Annotated in this window: 17 protein-coding genes; 7 read left to right on the top strand and 10 right to left on the bottom strand. The window is 57.9% G+C overall.

Annotated elements, in window-relative coordinates; genetic code table 11:
* Positions 1-7 precede the first annotated feature (7 nt).
* Both ACQG11_RS15875 and ACQG11_RS15870 read right to left on the bottom strand, forming a co-directional pair.
* The gene (locus ACQG11_RS15875) at positions 8-1,072 is read right to left on the bottom strand and encodes an efflux RND transporter periplasmic adaptor subunit (RefSeq protein WP_426728560.1); all 1,065 of its coding nucleotides are present in this window, start codon (positions 1,070-1,072) and stop codon (positions 8-10) included.
* Between the two features lie 111 nt (positions 1,073-1,183).
* The gene (locus ACQG11_RS15870; protein ID WP_426728559.1) at positions 1,184-3,892 is read right to left on the bottom strand and encodes a cation-transporting P-type ATPase; all 2,709 of its coding nucleotides are present in this window, start codon (positions 3,890-3,892) and stop codon (positions 1,184-1,186) included.
* Positions 3,893-4,380: 488 nt separating this feature from the next.
* On the opposite strand from ACQG11_RS15870, the gene ACQG11_RS15865 reads away from it, so the two are divergent.
* On the top strand, positions 4,381-4,629 hold the full coding sequence (locus ACQG11_RS15865) for a DUF1158 domain-containing protein (protein WP_048965785.1): 249 nt from the start codon (positions 4,381-4,383) through the stop codon (positions 4,627-4,629).
* Here the strand turns inward: ACQG11_RS15865 and ACQG11_RS15860 are convergent.
* Complete coding sequence (locus tag ACQG11_RS15860) at positions 4,615-6,183, bottom strand: alpha/beta hydrolase-fold protein (RefSeq protein ID WP_426728558.1); 1,569 nt, start codon at positions 6,181-6,183, stop codon at positions 4,615-4,617. The two genes, ACQG11_RS15865 and ACQG11_RS15860, sit on opposite strands and share 15 nt — an antisense overlap.
* A gap of 123 nt (positions 6,184-6,306) precedes the next feature.
* Between ACQG11_RS15860 and ACQG11_RS15855 the strand changes: the two genes are divergently transcribed.
* A complete protein-coding gene (locus tag ACQG11_RS15855) occupies positions 6,307-8,451 on the top strand; it encodes a TonB-dependent siderophore receptor (protein ID WP_284098009.1) in 2,145 nt (714 codons plus the stop codon).
* Between the two features lie 106 nt (positions 8,452-8,557).
* Here the strand turns inward: ACQG11_RS15855 and ACQG11_RS15850 are convergent, their stop codons facing one another.
* Both ACQG11_RS15850 and ACQG11_RS15845 read right to left on the bottom strand, forming a co-directional pair.
* A complete protein-coding gene (locus tag ACQG11_RS15850) occupies positions 8,558-8,899 on the bottom strand; it encodes a RamA family antibiotic efflux transcriptional regulator (protein WP_017694370.1) in 342 nt (113 codons plus the stop codon).
* Between the two features lie 32 nt (positions 8,900-8,931).
* Positions 8,932-10,035 (bottom strand): RomA family MBL fold metallo-hydrolase, encoded by a 1,104-nt coding sequence (locus ACQG11_RS15845; protein WP_022647332.1) that lies wholly within the window; start codon positions 10,033-10,035, stop codon positions 8,932-8,934.
* Between the two features lie 192 nt (positions 10,036-10,227).
* Here ACQG11_RS15845 and ACQG11_RS15840 point away from each other — a divergent pair, with 192 nt between their 5' ends.
* From ACQG11_RS15840 to nfsB, 3 genes are all read left to right on the top strand, one after another.
* Positions 10,228-10,818, top strand: coding sequence for a TetR/AcrR family transcriptional regulator (locus ACQG11_RS15840; RefSeq protein ID WP_023299509.1), 591 nt, complete (start codon positions 10,228-10,230; stop codon positions 10,816-10,818).
* Complete coding sequence (locus ACQG11_RS15835; protein ID WP_022647330.1) at positions 10,808-11,176, top strand: MmcQ/YjbR family DNA-binding protein; 369 nt, start codon at positions 10,808-10,810, stop codon at positions 11,174-11,176. Before ACQG11_RS15840 ends, ACQG11_RS15835 begins: the two co-directional genes overlap by 11 nt.
* Positions 11,177-11,296: 120 nt before the next feature.
* The gene (nfsB, locus tag ACQG11_RS15830; RefSeq protein ID WP_003858884.1) at positions 11,297-11,950 is read left to right on the top strand and encodes an oxygen-insensitive NAD(P)H nitroreductase; all 654 of its coding nucleotides are present in this window, start codon (positions 11,297-11,299) and stop codon (positions 11,948-11,950) included.
* 27 nt (positions 11,951-11,977) lie between these two features.
* On the opposite strand, the gene ACQG11_RS15825 is transcribed toward nfsB, so the two are convergent.
* Entirely contained in the window at positions 11,978-12,580 is a 603-nt protein-coding gene (locus ACQG11_RS15825) for a hypothetical protein (protein WP_302215542.1), read from the bottom strand.
* A 152-nt stretch (positions 12,581-12,732) separates the two neighbouring features.
* Positions 12,733-13,602, bottom strand: coding sequence for a helix-turn-helix transcriptional regulator (locus ACQG11_RS15820; RefSeq protein ID WP_022647328.1), 870 nt, complete (start codon positions 13,600-13,602; stop codon positions 12,733-12,735).
* A 107-nt stretch (positions 13,603-13,709) separates the two neighbouring features.
* On the opposite strand from ACQG11_RS15820, the gene ACQG11_RS15815 reads away from it, so the two are divergent.
* Both ACQG11_RS15815 and ACQG11_RS15810 read left to right on the top strand, forming a co-directional pair.
* Positions 13,710-15,146, top strand: a complete 1,437-nt coding sequence (locus ACQG11_RS15815) for an MFS transporter (protein WP_426728557.1) — start codon at positions 13,710-13,712, stop codon at positions 15,144-15,146.
* 67 nt (positions 15,147-15,213) lie between these two features.
* Positions 15,214-16,458: a mechanosensitive ion channel family protein gene (locus ACQG11_RS15810; RefSeq protein WP_022647326.1), complete on the top strand. Its 1,245-nt coding sequence runs from the start codon at positions 15,214-15,216 to the stop codon at positions 16,456-16,458.
* Here ACQG11_RS15810 and ACQG11_RS15805 read toward each other — a convergent pair whose 3' ends face one another.
* The 3 genes from ACQG11_RS15805 to ACQG11_RS15795 all read right to left on the bottom strand — a co-directional run bounded on the left by ACQG11_RS15805 (position 16,459) and on the right by ACQG11_RS15795 (position 19,666).
* Positions 16,459-17,430, bottom strand: a complete 972-nt coding sequence (locus tag ACQG11_RS15805) for a LacI family DNA-binding transcriptional regulator (RefSeq protein ID WP_023299504.1) — start codon at positions 17,428-17,430, stop codon at positions 16,459-16,461.
* Positions 17,431-17,505: 75 nt separating this feature from the next.
* Positions 17,506-18,648 (bottom strand): Gfo/Idh/MocA family protein, encoded by a 1,143-nt coding sequence (locus tag ACQG11_RS15800; RefSeq protein ID WP_155025017.1) that lies wholly within the window; start codon positions 18,646-18,648, stop codon positions 17,506-17,508.
* On the bottom strand, positions 18,641-19,666 hold the full coding sequence (locus tag ACQG11_RS15795) for a sugar phosphate isomerase/epimerase family protein (RefSeq protein WP_038415576.1): 1,026 nt from the start codon (positions 19,664-19,666) through the stop codon (positions 18,641-18,643). The genes ACQG11_RS15800 and ACQG11_RS15795 overlap by 8 nt, the downstream gene beginning before the upstream one ends.
* Positions 19,667-19,680: the final 14 nt, after the last annotated feature.

Genomic DNA, 19,680 nt, shown 5'->3' with positions numbered 1-19,680 from the left:
TGGCTCCTTAATTCAGTATATGAACGGCAGCGCCTGGCTGCACGCGCTGCGCACCGTCAGTAATTGCTCGCTCACCGGGCTTAACGCCGGAGGCAATCTGGAACTGCTGGCCCATCTGCCCGGCGACCTTAAGCGGACGCATTTCGGCTTTATCCTCGGCGTTAACCACCCAGGCGAAGAACCCGTCGCCATTCTGCTGTACGGCAGCGGCGGGCAGGGTCAGCACCGGTAGCTCGCTTGCCGGACGCAGGTAGACGTTCACGTTGCCGCCGGGCAGCAGCTGATGGCGCGGGTTGGCGAACTCGGCACGCAGCATCACGCTGGCGGTACGCGGGTCGATGCGGTTGTCCACGGAGGTGAGTTCCCCGCTGATGCGCTGGCCGTTGCTGTCAATCAGCGCCTGCCAGGCCTGCTTCATGGCGATGATATCCGCATGCTGTCCGGCTTTGGTGGCAAACGCGCCCTCTTCCAGCGCAAAGGCAATGCGGATCGGATCAAGCTGCACCACCTCCACCAGCACACCGCTGGCAGGATTCACCAGACTGCCGACGTGAAAGTTGCTGTGCCCCACGCGTCCGTCAATCGGTGAGGTAATGCGCGTGTAGTTGAGGGTGACGCTGCGGGTGTCGAGCCGGGCTTTCGCCTGCTCCAGCGCGGCGCTCGCTACGTCTCGCTGCATGCGGGCGTTGTCTACGTCGTGGCGGCTGATGGCGTTGCTGCTGCCCAGGCTTTCAAAGCGGGAAAGCTGCTGCTGCGCCTGACGCAGCGTGGCTTCGGCGCTTCTCACCTCGGCCTGCGCCAGGCGCAGGGCGGCGCGCGGCTCGGCGTCGTCCAGCTCGAACAGCACGTCACCTTTTTTCACGTACTGGCCGTCGCGGAAGTGGATTTTGGTAATCACGCCTTCCGTACGCGCGCGCAGTTCAACGGTGTGAATCGCTTCGATGCGACCCGGGATCTGACGTTCGGCGGCATGGGCGGTTTGCTCCACGGTGGCGACACGCACGGGAATGACTGCGGCGAATGCGGGCGGCAGGGTAGCGGCGAGGAGTATGAACAGGAGCGGGAGTTTCATGGGAGTACCTCAGTATTTTCCCCTCACCCTAACCCTCTCCCCAAAGGGGAGAGGGAACTTGAACACCCTCTCCCCTTTGGGGAGAGGGCAGGGTGAGGGGTAAGGTTTTAGTTATGCAGCCTTACGGAACCTGCGGGTCAGTCGCTTCTCGATTTCGACGACGAAGAACATCACCCCCGCCACCGCCAGCGTCACGAACCAGTAGCGCAGCGGCAGTGCTTCGGTGCCGAACAGCATCTGCATAAACGGCAGGTAGATGATCGCCGCCTGGAGCAGGAACAGTACGCCCGTTACCAGCCAGATCCCTTTATTCGCCAGCAGGCCGCGGTTCAGGGAGAACCCTTCGGTGTTGCGGCAGTTAATCATGTACACCCACTGGGCGCAGACCAGCATCTGGAGCAGCACGGTGCGGATGAACTCCGCGCTGTGCCCGCGCGGGGCCAGCCAGGCTTCCAGCGCAAAGGCGGCGATGGCAATCATGGTGCCGACGAAAGCCACGCGCCATACGGCGTAGGCGTCCATCACGTGCTGCCCGGTCTGGCGCGGCGGGCGGCGCATTATGTTGCGCTCGGCGGCCTCGAAGGCCAGGCCGAAGGAGAGCGTGGCGGAGGTCGCCATGTTCATCCACAGGATCAGCACCGGCGTCAGCGGAATGATATTCCCCGCCAGCAGCGCAATCACAATCAGTAGCCCCTGCGCCAGGTTGGTCGGCATGATGAACAGAATGGTCTTCTTCAGGTTGTCGTAAACGCGACGCCCCTCTTTCACCGCGCTGGCGATGGTGGCGAAGTTATCGTCCGTCAGGACCATGTCCGCCGCCTCTTTGGTGACTTCCGTGCCTTTGATGCCCATCGCAATACCCACATCCGCCTGACGCAGCGCTGGCGCATCGTTCACGCCGTCACCGGTCATGCCGACGATTTCGCCTTTGTCCTGTAACGCTTTCACCAGGCGCAGCTTATGCTCCGGGCTGGTACGGGCGAAGATGTCATACTTCACCGCCGCTTCGGCCAGCTCCGCGTCGTCCATCTTCTCCAGCTCATAGCCGGTGACCGCCTGCTCGCTGTTAGTGATCCCCAGCATCTGGCCTATGCTCATCGCCGTCTGCGGGTGATCCCCGGTGATCATCTTCACGCGGATCCCCGCCTGCTGGCAGGCGTTAATTGCCTCAATCGCTTCCGGACGCGGCGGATCCATCATCCCGGCAATGCCGAGGAAGATCAGGCCGTGGCTCAGGTCGTCGTGAGTCAGTGCCTGCTCACCGTTCGCTGGCCTGAACGCCGCGGCGACCATGCGCAGCCCCTGACGCGCATAGCGCTCCATCTCCGTTTCCCAGTACGCGCGGTCAAAGGCTTGCGCACCGTTGCGGGTCTGCTGCTGCTCACACAGGGCGAAAATCACGTCCGGCGCGCCGGTGATCAATATCTGCTCCTCACCGCCAATCTGGTAGTGGGTGCTCATGTACTTGTACTGCGAGTCGAACGGGATCTTGTTGACCAGGGTGGTCTCGACCGGTGCGAGTTGGGCTTTTGCCGCCAGCACCTTCAGCGCGCCCTCGGTCGGGCCGCCGGTGATGCCCCACAGGCCGCGCTCGTCCTGAATCAGCTGGCTGTCGTTACACAGGTCGATGGTGCGCAGGTACTGCTCCAGCACGGTGCCCGGCTGGATCTGCACCGGCTCGTCGCTGCCTTCGAGGTAGAGGTTGCCCACCGGCTCGTAGCTGTTGCCGTCCACGCGATAGCACGCATCGGCGGTAATGATGGCTTTCACCGTCATCTCGTTCATGGTCAGGGTGCCGGTTTTATCCGAGCAGACCACGGTCATCGCGCCCAGGGTTTCAACCGTCGGCAGCTTGCGGATAATCGCCCGCTTACGCGCCATCGCCTGTACGCCCAGAGAGAGGATGATGGAGATAATCGCCGGCAGACCTTCCGGTACGGAGGCTACCGCCAGGCTAATCAGGGAGAGCAGCAGCTCGCCCATCGGGATCTCGCGGAACACCAGGCTGAAGACAAACAGCGCGGCCATCATCGCCAGAATGATGGCGAAAATCGCTTTGCCCAGCTTGTCCATCTGCACCAGCAGCGGGGTGCGGTGCTTTTCAATGCCCGCCATCATCTGGTTGATGTGGCCGAGCTCCGTATCCTTACCGGTCGCGGTGACCAGGCCAACGCCACCGCCCGCGCTTACGGTCGTCCCGGAGAAGACCATATTGGTGCGGTCGCCCAGCGGCAGTTCACCGCTCAGCGGATTAATGTGTTTATCCACCACGGTGGATTCGCCGGTCAGAATTGCCTCTTCCACGCGTAAATTATGCGCTTCGATTAAGCGCATATCCGCCGGAATACGATCTCCTGCGCGCAACACAATAATATCGCCCGGGACGATTTCCGTCGTCGGGATGGTTTCATGGTTACCATTACGAATTACGCGCGCCTCGCTGGAGAGCATATTGCGAATACTCTTCAGGGATTTTTCTGCGTTACTTTCCTGAATGTGGCCAATTAAGGCATTGATTACCGCCACACCCAGGATAACCAGCGTATCAACCCAGTGTCCCATTACAGCCGTTAATACGGCGGCCGCCAGCAGGACGTAAATCAGGACATCGTTAAAATGCGCGAGAAAACGCAGCCAGCCCGGCTTGCCTTTTTTCTCCGGCAGCGCGTTCGGGCCATGCTTCTGCAAACGCGCCTGCGCCTCGGTGCGGCCCAGGCCATTCGCCTGGCTCTGCGCCTGAGCAAGCACCTGCTCTACGGTCTGCTGGTACGCCTGCCCGCCTGCGGGTGGCATATTCTGCGAGAAATTTTTTTTGGTCATGGTATTTTTCCTTCAATATCCGGTGGACGGAAGCCGGAATTCCTTTCTGGCTTTAAATAATTCATTTTTAAGTCTTGCGGGTTAAATTGATCTACCGCAATATATTGACTACCCGGTTATTCAAAACTGATTAAAATTATTTCGACGCGTTGATTTTTACAAAATATTTCTAAACCAACACTAAACGAGGAGGAAGCATGTTTGGTATTTATCGCGGGCGGCGCCTGGCGTTATACATTGTCGCAGCCATTGTTATTGCGACGTTAATTGGATATAGCACCTATAGCTTTGTAAAATTATTTTCGTGAAAAAGACGTTTATTTACATTACGCGATATTAATTTAATCGCCCCGGAAATATTATCTATATTCCGTTATTAACTCGCAAAATAACGGTGGCCTTTCACTCAATTTTGCCAGTGGGGATGATATTGCTTTACGTTTCAGGATGCCGGACAATGACATTTTTAACTCACGATTAACATTACGATGAAACACCCGTTAGAATCGCTGCTCACCGCAGGGGGCATTTTGCTGATGGCCCTGCTCTCCTGTCTGCTGTTACCTGCGCCGTCGCTGGGTCTGGTGCTGGCGCAGAAACTGGTTCAGAGCTTTCATATGGTCGATCTGAATCAGCTGTACACCATTCTGTTCTGTCTGTGGTTTTTGGTGCTCGGCGCCATCGAATTCTTTATCCTGCGTTTCATCTGGCGCCGCTGGTTTTCACTGGCGTCGTAAGCCAGTAAGATCGCGCATCCCGTGGATCAGTGCTTCACACCAGGCCGCGTAGTCGTGGCCGCTGGATGAGGGGTGGAAGCTGACGCGATAGCCTTTTTCCTTCAGCACCTGTTCAAAATCCTGCGTGGTGCGATAAATGCCGCCGCCCGGCCCCGTGGTTTCAAACTTTCCGGCCTGTAACCAGAAGCGCACCGGATACGGCGGCGACTGCTGGTACTGACGCTTCAGCCAGCCGGGGGCGTCACCTTTCGGCGCCCACCAGTAGGAGCCGGAAAGGCTCAGCACGTTGCCAAACAGGCGCGGATAGCGCAGCGCCACCCATGACGACGCGATTCCCCCGTAGCTCGACCCCGCCAGCACCGTTTTCTGCCGCTGCATCGCGATGCCCTGCCCGCGCAGCCACGGCATCAGCTCGTGCGCCATAAAGTCAGCAAATTCCGGGTTCGGCGGCAGCTCGTTGCCGCGACGGGCGTGATCGAGGCTGTCGATAAACACCACGTTAATCGGTGGCAGGTGATGCCGGGCAATCAGACCGTCCAGCACGTTGGCGAAATGGTATTCGTCCTGATAAATCTGCCCGTCGAACAGAATTAACGTCCAGCGTGCGGGCTGTGCGCCGCGCGGTTTGTAGATCATCACGTCGCGGGCGTTGCCGAGGATGTGGCTGGAAAAACTCTGACGGCTCAACGTCCCGTGCACCAGCGGCTTTGCCGTGGCCTGAACGGAGCAGTAGCGCGCCGGGCTGAGATCGAGCAGCGAGTAACGGTTCCATCGATCCGCCTTCTGCTCCCCAAAGGTGTTCGGGTTAAGCGGATCGGCCTGTGCGCTCACCAGGATGGCGCGGCGTTGATCGCGGGCAGAGCCTTCAACGATCGGCACATCGGGGGCGAGCTTATATTGCATCACCGTATCAGCGGGGACCACGTAGCTGCGGAACCAGACGTCGCTGTTGCCCAGGCGGAACAGCGGATCGTGATCCCCCGCCGGAGAGCCGAGAATGAAGACGTTATCCCGCGCGCCGCGCCACAGAAAGGTCACGCGCTTATGGTTCGCATCTACCGGTTCCACCATTGGCGTTCCCTGTCGACGCTGCGCCTGCCAGAACGCCTCGGTACTTCCACCGGCAGAAATGACGTTTGCCAGCGCCTTTAGCGTCGGGCTTACTGGAGCCAGCATCTGCACGCGTGGTAACGGAGAGGTCTCTTTCATCCGCCACTGAAAACGCCACGGCTTGCCGGCTTCTCCGTGTAGCACCAGCGAGGTGTTCTGTTTCACCGGCAGGGCAAACAGCAGCGTGTGTTCCCCGTCCGCAGGACCGTTTTCGATCAGCGTGCGGATGCGGCGGTTTTGCCCATCCAGCAGGCGCGCATCCGTCACGCCATTCAGCGTGGCGGAAACGTAATTTTCACCCAGTTCAGGCAGGGAGAAGCAGACTTCGCCGCTGGCATCAAACTTTCCCTGAACATCGCCCTGCCGGGACGACTGCTCGCACGTTGCCGCCACGGCGGGCAGCGCGCCGATCCCCAACAGCAACCCACTCCATACCCTCTTCATTACCGCTTGTTCCCCAACGAAATTTGTTAACAACGCTAATGCAAATGGTAATAATTTGCAATATCATCAACGGCGATTTACCGGTGTTTTTATGGCGATAGCAACCAAGGACGTTCAATAAAAATGTTTAAAAATAATAAGATAATGTATCTCTGGCTGATGAGTCTGGCGACGACCAGCGTCGCGGCTCATGCAGAAATGAAAGAAGAAACGATTACGGTGACGCAGGGCGTGAGTGAAGAGCCCACTGCGCCCGTAAAAGGCATTGTGGCGACGAAAACGCTCTCCGCCACCAAGACCAGCGCGGAGATTGTGAAGACGCCGCAGTCGGTATCGGTGATCACCCGCGATCAAATGAACATGCAGGACGTCACATCCGTTTCGCAGGCGCTGCGCTACTCGGCGGGCGTGTTTACCGAATACCGGGGCTCGTCTAACCGTAACGACGAGGTGTTTGTGCGCGGCTTTAGCTACGTGCCAAAATTCCTCGACGGCTTAAGCTTTGGCGCAACGGCCTCATCACAGACGGGCACAGTTGACCCGTGGCTGCTGGAGCGCGTGGAGCTGGTGCGCGGCCCGGCGTCGGTCCTGTTTGGTCAGGTGAATCCTGGCGGGTTAATCAGCATGACCAGCAAGCGCCCGACGGCGGAGGCCATTCACAACGTGCAGTTCCGCACCGGCAATAACGATCTCGCCGAAGGTGCGTTTGATTTCGGCGGCAGGCTGAGCGACGACGGCCGCGTACTGTATCGCGTGAACGGTATCGCCCGTACGCAGCATAATCAGGTGGACGATTATAAAGAGACGCGGATGGCGATCGCCCCGGCGATCACCTGGTATCCGAACGATCAGACCCGCTTTACGCTGCTGACCAGCTACCAGAAAGATCCGGATGCCGGATACCGCAACTTCCTGCCCGCGTATGGCACGGTGAAAAGCGTCGACGGGAAGTACATCCCGCGCGACTTTAACGTCAGCGATCCGAATTACAATCAGTCCTGGCGCGAGCAGACGATGATTGGCTACGAGCTGGAACACCAGTTCGCCGACAACCTCACCTTCCGCCAGAACGCCCGTTACGCCACCATCAAGCAGAAATACCGTTATCTGGTTTACGCCAACAGCGCGGCCAACAGCACGGTGTTGACCCGTCGCGCCCAGCGTGAAGAGCGCACGACCAATGAATTTGGCCTCGATAACCAGCTGGAATATCTGCTGGAGACCGGGAGCGTCAGCCATACCCTGCTCGGCGGGTTTGATTACAAGACAAGCAAGGATAAACAGCTGCTGGCGCGCGGGAGCGGCTCACAGTATGACCTCGACTGGACAACCCCGGTTTACGGCGTGAACGTGGATGAAAGCACCTTCAAAACGGCCTCCGACGAGCAGCAAAATCTCGACCAGATGGGGCTGTATCTTCAGGATCAGATGAGCTGGAACAACTGGGAGTGGCTGGTTTCCGGGCGCTACGACTGGAGCGAAGTGCGTACCAACGACTTCACCGATAATAGCTTTACGCAGCAGAACGACAGCAAATTTACCTGGCGCACTGGCCTGCTGTACGCGTTCGATTTTGGTCTCTCGCCGTACATTAGCTACAGCACGTCGTTTGAGCCGAACCTGCAAACCAACCGTGCGCCGGGCGTCGCGCCATTCAGGCCTACTACCGGGGAGCAGACCGAGATTGGCCTGAAATATCAGCCGGTAGACACCACGCTGATGACTCTCGCGCTGTACGATTTAACTCAGGACAACGTAGCGACCTATAACAGCGCTGAAGGCTGGTTCGAAAATGCGGGCAAGGTGCGTTCGAAAGGCGCTGAAGCGGAAATCCACGCCACGCTGATGGATAACATCAACCTGATTGGCTCCTACACTTACACCGATGCAAAAACCGAAAGCACCACGGTGGCGGGCACCGAGGGCAAGACCCCGGCGCGTATCCCGACGCATATGGCATCGGCGTTCGCCAGCTATACCGTTCCGGGCGGCGCGCTGAAGAGCCTGACCGCTGGCGTGGGGATGCGCTACATCGGCACCAGCTACGGCGATGCGAAGAACACCTTTAAGGTGCCATCGGTGGATCTGTATGACGCGATGCTGCGCTACGATCTGGGCGAGATGAACCGCAGCCTGAAAGGGGCAAGCGTGCAGTTCAACGTCAATAACGTGGCGGACACGAAGTATGTGGCGTCATGCGCAAGCGATACGGCGTGCTTCTACGGGATTGGGCGGACGGTGACGGCGACGGTGAATTATCGGTGGTAAGTGATTTGTAGGCCCGGTAAGCGCAGCGCCACCGGGCAATTACGGGCACCGAGCCCACAAAAAAGCCGGGTGGCGGCTACGCCTTACCCGGCCTACACGCGACATGTTAATGTGTCTGGCTATGGTTCTCTTTGCGGTACGCCCCGGGCGGCTGGTTGAAGGTGCGGGTAAAGATGCGGGTAAACGTCTGCTGCGAGTCAAACCCGTAGCGCAGGCAGATATCGTACACGCGCTCGTCTGACTCACGCAGATCGCGCGCCGCCATCAGCAGCTTGCGTTCGCGGATGTAGCGCCCCAGACTTTCGCCTTTGTACTGCATAAACAGCCGCTGTAAATGCCATTTTGAGTAACCCGCATGGCGGGCAATCTCTTCGATGCGTAACGGCTGGTGTAGGTTGTCATCGATCCATTCGACAATCGTATCAATGACCTGAGCGGAAATCGTCATACTGCTCTCCCCCTCTGCTTCTCGCTTAAACATTATTCCCACCACTCGCGAAATTGTTGCGTGGTATCACTCACCCGCACGGGCTCGCCCAGCTCCGGTGTCAGCAGCCGGTAGTTTTTATCCTTACTGGCTTTCGCCAGCTGGATCAGTGGATCGTTCCAGGTATGTTTCGCCAGCACAAAACGCCCGTTATGTCCCGGTACGACCGCTCTGGCATTGAGATCTGCCGAGGCCTGCGCCGTTTCCGCCGGATGCATATGGATGTACTTCCAGTCCTGGTCGTACTGGCCGTTTTCCATAATGGCTAAGTCAACTCCGCCAAACTGCTCGCCAATCGCTTTGAAGTGCGGGCCATAACCGGAGTCTCCGCTGTAGTAGACCTTCTGCTCCGGAGAGACAAACATAAAGCTGCCCCACAGGGTCTGGTTACGCTTAATGCCGCGCCCGGAAAAATGGCGCGCCGGCAACACGTGAACCGTCAGCGCATCGCTGATACGTACCGACTGGTTCCAGTCCCGCTCGTCGATAATCTCAGGGTTCATCCCCCAGTAGCGCAGATGCGAACCCACGCCCAGCGGGGTGACCACGCGCTTAACCTTCGGCAGCAGCGCCTTGATGGTGGCGTAATCCAGATGATCATAGTGATCGTGGGAGATAATCAGCAGGTCGATCTCCGGCATGCTCTCCGCACGCCACGGGTACTCCCCCGCAAAGGCTTTATTGAGGAAGGAGAACGGTGCGGCGTAGTTACTCAGAACCGGATCGATCAGGATTCGTTGCCCCGCCAGCTGCATATACCAGGAGGAGTGGCCGAGCCACACCAGCGTGTCCTGTTCAGGCGACAGGCTCGCCAGATCGGTTTTCACCAGCGGCAGCGGCTGCGCAGGACGGGCGTTTTCGGTTTTACGGGTAAGAAACTGCCACCACGCCACCAGCATATTTTGTTGCCCGGTAAAGCCCGGCGTAGGGAGCGTGTTATGGAATTGCCCGTCGCGATAGTGCGGAGAGGCCTCCACTTCAGAGAGCTGCGCACCCTGCGGTGGCTGGCCAAATCCGGCATTCAGTACAAACGGTAAACTGGCAGCTGAAGCAATAATCATGACTAACACCACGCAGATGAATAGAGGCTTTTTCATTATCCTGACCCGCCAACGCGCCCTGTCCGATAGTTTGCGCGGGTTGAACTTGATTATGAGTGAGTAAGCACTCATTATAGATAGGATGATTACGCCGTCAAGAAGGTTTTCGATCTTTGACATTCCGCGTTGCAGCGTGGCAAAGCACGTGTTTCAATCAGGGTTTTTACAATTGACGGGAGGAAAAATTTAGTGGCACGTCCGAAGAGTGAAGATAAAAAACAGGCCTTACTGGAAGCAGCAACGGCTGCGTTTGCGCAGTCAGGTATTGCCGCCTCAACGGCGTTAATTGCCCGTAATGCGGGCGTCGCTGAAGGGACACTGTTTCGCTACTTTGCTACCAAAGACGATCTGCTGAATGCCCTCTATCTGCATCTGAAGCAGGATCTTTGCCAGACCATGCTGGCAAACCTCGATCGCACCATCACCCAGCCAAAAGAGCATACCCGTAATATCTGGAATAGCTATGTGGACTGGGGCATTCGTAACCCCCTGGCGCATGCGGCTATCCGCCAGATTGGCGTCAGTGAAAAGCTGAACATTGAAACCGAGCAGGCGGTGAAAGACATGTTCCCGGAAATACACGAACTGTGTCACCGCTCGGTGCGCCCGGTGTTTATGTCTGACGAGTTTAAGACCTTCGGTGATGCAATATTCTTATCGCTGGCTGAAACCACCATGGAGTTTGCCGCGCGCGATCCGTCCCGTGCCGTCGATTTTAAAGCGCTGGGCTTTGAAGCCATGTGGCGCGGGCTTGCTGAGGAAGAGAGCCATGGACAGTAAAGCCTTGCAGGAACATGCCAGACGCGTCGCGCTGGAGATGCCTTTTACCGAACATTGCTGGCCGTTTGGCCCGGAGTATGACGTGTTTAAGGTGGGCGGGAAAATTTTTATGCTGATGGCGACCGCTCACGGTCGGGCCCACGTCAGCCTGAAATCCGATCCGGAAAAATCGCTGCTCAATCAGCAGATCTACCGTGGCGTGGAGCCTGGCTACCATCTGAATAAAAAACACTGGATCTCCCTTTATGGCACGGACGACATCACGCCTGAACTGGTCACCGACCTGATTACGGATTCGTGGAATCTGGTCGTTGATAAACTGCCGAAAAAAGATCAGAAGTGGATTCGGCCAGCCTGATTGTTCGTCTGAGACGAACAGAATAAGCGCTCGAATCGCACTTATCTTTTCCCGCTTCGCGCGGTAATCTGCTTTCCTTTCACGCCCGCCCGCGGGCGAATTTCATCACCAGGAGTTGTTATGGATATTATTTCTGTCGCCCTGAAACGCCACTCTACCAAGGCGTTCGACCCAGCCAAAAAACTGACCGCAGAAGAAGCGGAAAAAATCAAAACGCTGCTGCAATACAGCCCGTCCAGCACCAACTCCCAGCCGTGGCACTTTATTGTTGCCAGCACTGAAGAGGGTAAAGCGCGCGTGGCAAAATCCGCGGCGGGCACCTATGTGTTTAACGAACGCAAAATGCTGGATGCCTCTCACGTGGTGGTGTTCTGCGCGAAAACCGCGATGGACGATGCCTGGCTTGAGCGCGTCGTCGATCAGGAAGAGGCTGACGGCCGTTTCGCCACGCCAGAAGCAAAAGCCGCGAACCACAAAGGCCGGTGCTATTTTGCCGACATGCACCGCGTGGATCTGAAAGATGACGACCAGTGGATGGCGAAGCAGGTTTACCTGAACGTCGGCAACTTCCTGCTGGGCGTGGCCGCGATGGGCCTGGACGCAGTGCCGATTGAAGGCTTCGATGCCGCAATCCTCGACGAAGAGTTCGGCCTGAAAGAGAAAGGCTTCACCAGCCTGGTGGTGGTGCCGGTTGGGCATCACAGCGTTGAGGATTTCAATGCCACGCTGCCGAAGTCTCGCCTGCCGCTGAGCACGATTGTGACTGAATGCTAATGAAAATGGGCCGCTGCATGCGGCCCGTTACGCTTTACTGATGACAAGCCTGCGATGCGGATGGACCTCACGATCGTTTCCCCAGGCAAAAGCAATCCAGCGCTCTTCCAGCTCAGCGTAGGAATTTACGGGCGTTAACGTCCACTTTTCTCCCACCGTACCGTCCGCCACGCTAATGCGATAGTTCATGGTAAACGCCCAGTCGATCATGCGCAGCCAGAACCGTTGCCCGTCTCCCGTTTGTTCGCTGTCAGAGACAACGATGTCGTATTCGCTTAGCACCCACTGAAAAAAGAGTTGTGGCAACCCGCTTATCACGCGTTGATGAACGGCACGCGGAGTACGCCACACCATCACCTGCGTGGCGGCACCGTGGGGAAAGGTAATTTCTTTATGAAATTTAAGCTTTACGGCATACGCCGTATAAGGTTTGCCGTCATCGGTGGTCACGAGACGATATTCATCACCATAACGCGATTTCAGGAGCCGGTATCCCACAGGCAGCAGAAACCCCGGCAGATGAAAATCCGCCGTACCTCGTGCCAGGAACGCTTCGGTGTGTTCGACGTTTCGGGAGATAAGGCCGAGTTTTTGGCTGAAGTCTGCGGAATCAATCATCAGTGGCGACATTTGTTGTTTCTCATGGCGTGAGTATAGTCGACTTAATCCCTCATCGAAATGATGTCGATTCAGTCGGTTGGTTTAAGTTAAACGCCACCTTATACCTGTCTCATCCGCTTAGCAGAGCCAGCTCTTATTCCCTGAAAGCCCCTCGCAAAAAATTATTTCCCCTGCGCCTCCAGCCATGCCATCGCCCTCTCCCCCGCCTCGTCCACCGGTAAATAGACCAGCAGCCGCGATCCGTTTCGCGGCGCAGAGTACCAGTACATCTGCTGGAGATGAAAATCCCCCAGCTCGGGATGGGTGAACAGCTTGAGCTGGTTCTCCACGCCGCGCACGTCGTTACGCTGGTGCCACAGGGTTTTGAACTCCTCAGACACCGCAAAAAAACGCGCCAGCTTCGCTTCCCAGAGCGGGTCGCCACGGTGCTCAGCCATTGCCGCGCGGAAGTAGGAGACGAAAATCGGCAGCACGTCGTCACGTTTGCCGAGCCGCGCGCGCCACGCCGGATGGGTGAGGAACAGGTAAATACAGTTGCGATCTTCCGGCGGGATAGCGTTGAAATCGACGCCCATCAGGTGTCCGAAGCTGTCGTTCCACGCCACGATATCGAAATTCGGTTTCTGAATACTGGCAGGCTTCGGCATCAGGGTATCCAGCAGGCGACGCGTGCCTTCGCTGATCCCCTCACAGCACACCGCCTGCGGGGCTTCGCCCGGCGGCAAACCGGCAAGCACAAAAAGATGCCGGGCTTCGGTCGGGGTGCATTGCAGCGCTTTTGCAATGGCGGCCATCACCGCGCTGGACGGATTGACGTCCCGGCCCTGTTCCAGCCAGGTGTACCAGGTCACACCGACATCCGCGAGCATCGCTACCTCCTCCCGGCGCAGGCCCGGCGTGCGGCGACGGCCGCTGCGCGGTAAGCCGAGCCGCTGCGGATCGAGGCTTTCGCGCCGGGCACGCAAAAACGCGCCCAGCTGCTTGCGGGTGTCATCCTGGAGAGAGGTGACAGGTTCAGACATCAGCGCCATAACATCTCCTGCATGGTAGTGCCAGTACCAGTATAAGTAAGAACTGGTACCCGTTTATCAGATGGTTGATGCTACGACTCTACGCTGTTTGACGCAATGGAGTCACCATGAATACGTCAGTTGTTTCACCGGGTCGTGCGGGCCTGATATTGCTGTTAACCGGCCAGATGCTGCCGCTGATTGATACCTCGATCACCAACGTGGCGCTGGATTCCATCACCCATTCGTTACACGCCACCGCCACCGAACTGGAGCTGATCGTCGCCCTCTACGGCGTGGCCTTTGCCGTCTGCCTGGCCCCCGGCAGCAAGCTGGGCGATAACCTTGGCCGCCGTCGCTTGTTTATGTGGGGCGTGGCGAGTTTTGGCCTGGCCTCGCTGCTGTGCGGCATAGCGGGCAATATCGAACAGTTGCTTGCCGCGCGCATTATCCAGGGCGCGGGCGCCGCGCTGATCATGCCGCAAATTCTCGCGACGTTGCACGTGACGTTAAAAGGAACGGCACACGCCAAAGCGATCAGTCTGTTCGGCGGTATCGGCGGTATTGCGTTTATCGTCGGCCAGATGGGTGGCGGCTGGCTGGTGTCGGCGGACATCGCCGGGCTTGGCTGGCGTAACGCCTTCTTTATCAACGTGCCGATTTGTCTGGTGGTGCTGGCGTTGAGCCGTCGCTACGTACCGGAAACCCGCCGCGACACGCCGTCGCGCATTGACTGGACCGGGACTATCCTGCTGACGGCGATACTGTGCTGTCTGCTTTTCCCGATGGCGCTCGGCCCGCAGTGGCACTGGTCGTGGCCGCTGAAGGCCGCGCTGCTGGCGATTGTGCCGCTGGTCTATTTGATGGTGTTAAACGCGCGTAAGAAAGAGCGAGAAGATGCCCACCCGCTCATCGCGCCGCGCCTGTTGCAGCTGCGCAGCATCCGCTTTGGCGTGCTGATCGGGATACTCTTTTTCAGCGTCTGGTCCGGGTTTATGTTCTGTATGGCGCTGACCATGCAAAGCGGTCTGGGGATGGCGCCGTGGCAGTCCGGGAACAGCTTTATCGCGCTCGGCGTCACCTATTTTATTTCCGCCTGGTTCGCCCCACGCCTGATTGCCCGCTACAGCACCAGCGCCATCCTGCTGACCGGGCTTGCGATTCAGCTTGTTGGCCTGGTGGCGCTGATCGCCACGTTCCGTCACTGGGGAATGCAGAATACCGCGCTGACGTTGGCCCCGGCCACCGGGCTGGTGGGATACGGGCAGGCGCTGATTGTAAACAGCTTCTACCGTATCGGGATGCGCGATATTCAGCCTGACGACGCGGGGTCCGCGAGCGCGATTTTAAGCACGCTGCAACAGGCTGCGCTGGGGCTTGGCCCGGCCATTTTCGGCGCGATTTTGCTGCACGGGCTGCAAAATCATCACGGAGATTACACCCAGGCAGTCAACGTCTTCCTGATGGTAGAAACGGCCATGATGGGGGTGCTGGCAGTGGCCACGCTGCGTATGCGCCATCGTCTGTGTTTACCGGTCGTCAAGGCCTGTCCGGCGTCAAAATAAAACTGCCTGAATTTGCATAATAGATCCGCAGCCGCCATTATGGGGCTGCATCAATACAGGAGACGTTATGCAGGAATTAATTGCTCAGGTTGAAGAGTTAGGGATTGAAATTAATCACACCACCTCTTTAGTGATTATCTTTGGTATTATTTTTCTTACAGCCATTATCGTTCATTTTATTCTGCACAAAGTGGTGCTGCGCGCCTTCGAAAAACGCGCGCAGGCCAGCAGCCATTTATGGTTGCAGATCATTACGCAGAACAAGTTATTTCACCGTCTGGCGTTTACCCTCCAGGGGATAATCGTCAACGTTCAGGCGGTTCTGTGGCTGCAAAAAGGCAGCGAAGCGGCGGAAATGCTCACCACCTGCGCAAAATTGTGGGTGATGGTCTATGCCCTGCTCTCCTTCTTCTCGCTGCTGGATGTGATTTTTAATCTGTCGCAGAAAATGGCCACCGCATCACAGCTGCCGCTGAAGGGGATATTCCAGGGCATCAAGCTGGTGAGCGCCATTCTGGTGGGAATATTAATTATCTCCCTTCTGATCGGTCAGTCACCCGCCATTCTGATAAGCGGCCTGGGTGCGATGGCTGCCGTTCTGATGCTGGTCTTTAAAGACCCGATACTGGGCTTAGTGGCCGGTATTCAGCTCTCCGCCAACGACATGCTGAAGCTCGGGGACTGGCTGGAGATGCCGAAATACGGGGCCAACGGCACGGTGACCGACATCGGCCTGACCACCGTTAAAGTGCGCAACTTCGATAACACCATCACCACCATCCCGACCTGGGCGCTGGTGTCCGACGCGTTCATCAACTGGAGCGGCATGTCAGCCTCCGGTGGTCGCCGCATCAAGCGTAGCCTGAATATCGATACCACCAGCATTCATTTCCTCGATGAGCAGGAGCAGCAGAAACTGATTCAGGCGAAACTACTGAAGCCGTATCTGGCCGCGCGTCATGAGGAAATTAACCTGTGGAATCAGCAGAACGGCGAAGGGGAATCGGTATTAAACCTGCGCAAGATGACCAATATCGGCACCTTCCGTGCCTATCTGAATGAATATCTGCGTAACCACCCGCGTATTCGTAAAGATATGACGCTGATGGTGCGCCAGCTCGCGCCAGATGCCAACGGGCTGCCGATTGAAATATATGCCTTTACCAACACGGTGATTTGGGCAGAATACGAAGATATTCAGGCCGACATCTTCGATCATATTTTCGCGGTGGTGGATGAATTTGGCCTGCGTATTCACCAGTCGCCAACCGGAAACGATATTCGCTCGCTGGCTGGCGTCATCGCCAGATAATCAGGTGCTGGCGCGGGAAATAAAGCGCCAGTCCATCATGACCCTTTCCGTGGGCGCATCCGGGTTGTCGATCTTATTTAACAGCAGATTGACCGCCTTGCGCCCGATATCCCGCGACGGTTGTTCAATGGTGGTGAGAGAAATCATCTCCGCCAGCTCGGTGCCGTCAAAACCCACCACCGCGATATCTTCTGGCACCCGCAGCCCTGCCTGCTGAATGGCGCGCAGCGCCCCCGCCGCCAGCGTATCGGAAACGGCAAACACCGCATCCGGCGGGTTTGCCTTTAACAGATTTTGCATCGCCGCCATGCCCGCACTGGAGCTGAGCTCACTGGCGTACTCCACCGCCTGATAGTCCAGATCCCGCAGGTGTATGACGCTCTTATAGCCGCGTTCGCGCAAACGGGCATATTTGTAGCTGAGGTCGTGGTTGATGAGCGCAATGCGTTTGCGGCCCCCGTCGGCAAGCTGGCTGACAACATGCTGAGAGGCATCAACATCATTAATCCCCACGCAGGAGACCGCGCCCGCATCGGCGTATTCGGCGCACTGCACCCACGGCGCGTTGCCAATCAGCGCGGCCAGCTCCGGCAGCTTCGAGAACGCATCCATGGTGATAATGCCGTCGACGATTTTGCCGGAGAGCAGGCTTAAGCCCGAGCGGGAGCGCTCAATATCCGAGCCGGAGTTGCACAGCAGAATGCGGTAGCCGTTTTTCTCCGCCTCGGCTTCGATGCCCTTCACCACTTCGGCACAGAACGGGTTGGCGATGTTCGAGACCATCACCAGGATCATATAGCTGCGGGCGGTGCGCAGCTGACGCGCCAGCAGATTGGGCTGGTAGTTACTCTCCTGGATCGCCTGCAAAACGCGCTCGCGGTTTTTCGCCTTCACGGTATCGCTGTTATTCAGTACGCGAGAGACCGTTGCCACGGATACCCCGGCCAGTTGAGCGATTTTCTGAATTGACATAGCGACGATACATCCTGCGGTTAGCGTTTTGTGCAGGCTACCATAAATTGGTTGCCCGGCGAACCGGGCAATGCGTCAGTATTCCACACGCACCCAGCGCTGCTGCTGATGGCTTTTCACAATCGCATCAAGGATATACATCACACTGGCGCCATCGTGGAAGGTGGCAAACTGCGGCTTATCCGGCATCGCTCCCGCCTGCACGGCACGGTAAAACTGCGCCATCATATTTTTAAAAGCATCCGGCCAGCCTTCAATGTGTCCGCCGGGGAAATGGGCGCTGTCGGCCACATCACGGTTCATCAAACCCGGATCGTCGCTGAGCGTCTGGTTTGCCCGGGCGCGATGGCCGATCCACAGCTGCTGCGGGGTTTCCTGATCCCACGCCACCGATTGCTCGCTGCCGTTAATTTCAAAGGTCAGGCGGTTTTTTCGCCCCGCGCTCACCTGCGAGACGCTAAAGCTGCCCTTGCTGCCGTCGTCAAAACGCAACAGCACCGAGCCGAAGTCTTCGGTGGTGACCAGTTTATCTTCATAGTGAGCATGTTCGTCGTGCGTAAACGTCTGATTGCCTGCCACGTTAGCCTTGCGCGTCGGCCAGACGATGGATAAATCAGCCATCACCTCAGTAATGCGCCTGCCGGTGACATACTGCACCGTATCGCACCAGTGGGAGCCGATATCCGCCACCGCCCGCGATGCGCCGCCGAGCGCGGCATCCACCCGCCAGTTGTAGTCGGTTTCCAGCAGCATCCAGTCCTGCAAATAGCTGCCGTGCGAGGCAAACAGCCGCCCGAGGGTGCCCGCGCGCATCATGCTCGCCGCCTGGCGCACCATCGCAAACTGACGATAGACAAAGCTCACGCCATGCACCACGCCCGCCTGCTCTGCCAGCGCCACCAGCTCGCGCGCCTCGTCCGGCGTCATGCACAGCGGCTTTTCGGAAAACACGTGCTTGCCCGCGCGCAGGATCTGGCGGTTAATCTCCGCGTGCAGGTGGTTCGGCGTGCAGTTGTGCACCGCATGCAGATTGGGGTGCGCGAGCAGTTCTTCCACGCTGGCGTAAGCATGCGGCACATTTAGCTGGCGCGCCTTTTCCTGCGCCTTAACGAGCGAACCGTCGCAGAGCGCGACCACCTGCACAAACCCGAGACGCCTGAGCGCCTCGATGTGTGCCGGGCCAATAAACCCGCTACCGATAATCCCGACGTTAATCATGGCTGCCCCCTGCGGCGAAATCATCAAACGCCCGTCCGGAAACGGGAATAATGTGGCGGCGGATAAATTCGCTGCCTTCACTCGCGCCAGTATCGCCATCCTTCAGGCAGCACTCCCACTCCAGCACCGCCCAGCCGTCGTAGTCGTACTGGGTCAGCTTGCTGAAGATGCCCTTAAAGTCGATCTGCCCGTCACCCAGCGAGCGAAAACGTCCGGCGCGGTTGATCCACGGCTGGTAGCCGCCGTAGACGCCGCTGCGCCCGCTGGGGCGGAACTCCGCGTCCTTGACATGGAACGCTTTAATGCGCGCATGGTAGAGATCAATAAAGGTCAGGTAATCCATTTGCTGAAGCAGCATGTGGCTCGGGTCGTAGAGTATGTTGCAGCGCGGATGGTTATCCACCAGCGCCAGAAAACGCTCGAAGGTTACGCCGTCGTGCAGATCTTCCCCCGGATGCAGCTCAAAGCAGACGTCCACGCCCTGCTCGTCGAAGGTATCCAGTATCGGCCGCCAGCGGGTTGCCAGCGCCTCGAACGCCTCCTGAAAACGCTGCTCGTTGTGCGGCGGCCACGGATAGAAAAACGGCCAGGCCAGCGAGCCGGAGAAGGTGGCGTGCGCTTTCAGCCCTAATCGGGCCGAGGCGACCGCCGCCTGCTTCAGTTTTTCCGTTGCCCACGTCTGACGCGCCGCATCGTTACCGCGCACGGATGCGGGTGCGAAGTGGTCAAACGCCTCGCTGTAAACCGGGTTCACCGCCACAAGCTGCCCTTCCAGATGGGTCGACAGCTCGCTGATGACCAGCCCGTGCGCGGCCAGCTTAGCGGTGATGTCGTCGCAGTAGGCCTGACTCTCTGCGGCTTTCTCCACATCAAAGATATGCGGATGGTTGCAGGGGATTTGCACCGCTCTGTAACCCTTCGACGCCGCCCATTCTGCCAGCCCGTCGAGCGTGTTGAAGGGCGCTTCCCCGCCAATAAACTGCGACAGAAAAATGCCCGGTCCTTTCATTGTCCTCATACCACCTCCAGAAC

Origin of the sequence: Enterobacter cloacae complex sp. 372C4 (genome assembly GCF_050030615.1) — a bacterium.
Classification (GTDB): Bacteria; Pseudomonadota; Gammaproteobacteria; order Enterobacterales; family Enterobacteriaceae; genus Enterobacter; species Enterobacter intestinihominis.
This window is presented reverse-complemented; position numbering and strand designations above follow the sequence as displayed.

Bases quoted from the DNA above. Each gene is read 5' to 3' on its own strand.
- ACQG11_RS15875 (WP_426728560.1), bottom strand. From the start codon at position 1,072: ATGAAACTCCCGCTCCTGTTCATACTCCTCGCCGCTACCCTGCCGCCC.
- ACQG11_RS15870 (WP_426728559.1), bottom strand. From the start codon at position 3,892: ATGACCAAAAAAAATTTCTCGCAGAATATGCCACCCGCAGGCGGGCAG.
- ACQG11_RS15865 (WP_048965785.1), top strand. From the start codon at position 4,381: ATGAAACACCCGTTAGAATCGCTGCTCACCGCAGGGGGCATTTTGCTG.
- ACQG11_RS15860 (WP_426728558.1), bottom strand. From the start codon at position 6,183: ATGAAGAGGGTATGGAGTGGGTTGCTGTTGGGGATCGGCGCGCTGCCC.
- ACQG11_RS15855 (WP_284098009.1), top strand. From the start codon at position 6,307: ATGTTTAAAAATAATAAGATAATGTATCTCTGGCTGATGAGTCTGGCG.
- ACQG11_RS15850 (WP_017694370.1), bottom strand. From the start codon at position 8,899: ATGACGATTTCCGCTCAGGTCATTGATACGATTGTCGAATGGATCGAT.
- ACQG11_RS15845 (WP_022647332.1), bottom strand. From the start codon at position 10,035: ATGAAAAAGCCTCTATTCATCTGCGTGGTGTTAGTCATGATTATTGCT.
- ACQG11_RS15835 (WP_022647330.1), top strand. From the start codon at position 10,808: ATGGACAGTAAAGCCTTGCAGGAACATGCCAGACGCGTCGCGCTGGAG.
- nfsB (WP_003858884.1), top strand. From the start codon at position 11,297: ATGGATATTATTTCTGTCGCCCTGAAACGCCACTCTACCAAGGCGTTC.
- ACQG11_RS15825 (WP_302215542.1), bottom strand. From the start codon at position 12,580: ATGTCGCCACTGATGATTGATTCCGCAGACTTCAGCCAAAAACTCGGC.
- ACQG11_RS15820 (WP_022647328.1), bottom strand. From the start codon at position 13,602: ATGGCGCTGATGTCTGAACCTGTCACCTCTCTCCAGGATGACACCCGC.
- ACQG11_RS15815 (WP_426728557.1), top strand. From the start codon at position 13,710: ATGAATACGTCAGTTGTTTCACCGGGTCGTGCGGGCCTGATATTGCTG.
- ACQG11_RS15810 (WP_022647326.1), top strand. From the start codon at position 15,214: ATGCAGGAATTAATTGCTCAGGTTGAAGAGTTAGGGATTGAAATTAAT.
- ACQG11_RS15805 (WP_023299504.1), bottom strand. From the start codon at position 17,430: ATGTCAATTCAGAAAATCGCTCAACTGGCCGGGGTATCCGTGGCAACG.
- ACQG11_RS15800 (WP_155025017.1), bottom strand. From the start codon at position 18,648: ATGATTAACGTCGGGATTATCGGTAGCGGGTTTATTGGCCCGGCACAC.
- ACQG11_RS15795 (WP_038415576.1), bottom strand. From the start codon at position 19,666: ATGAGGACAATGAAAGGACCGGGCATTTTTCTGTCGCAGTTTATTGGC.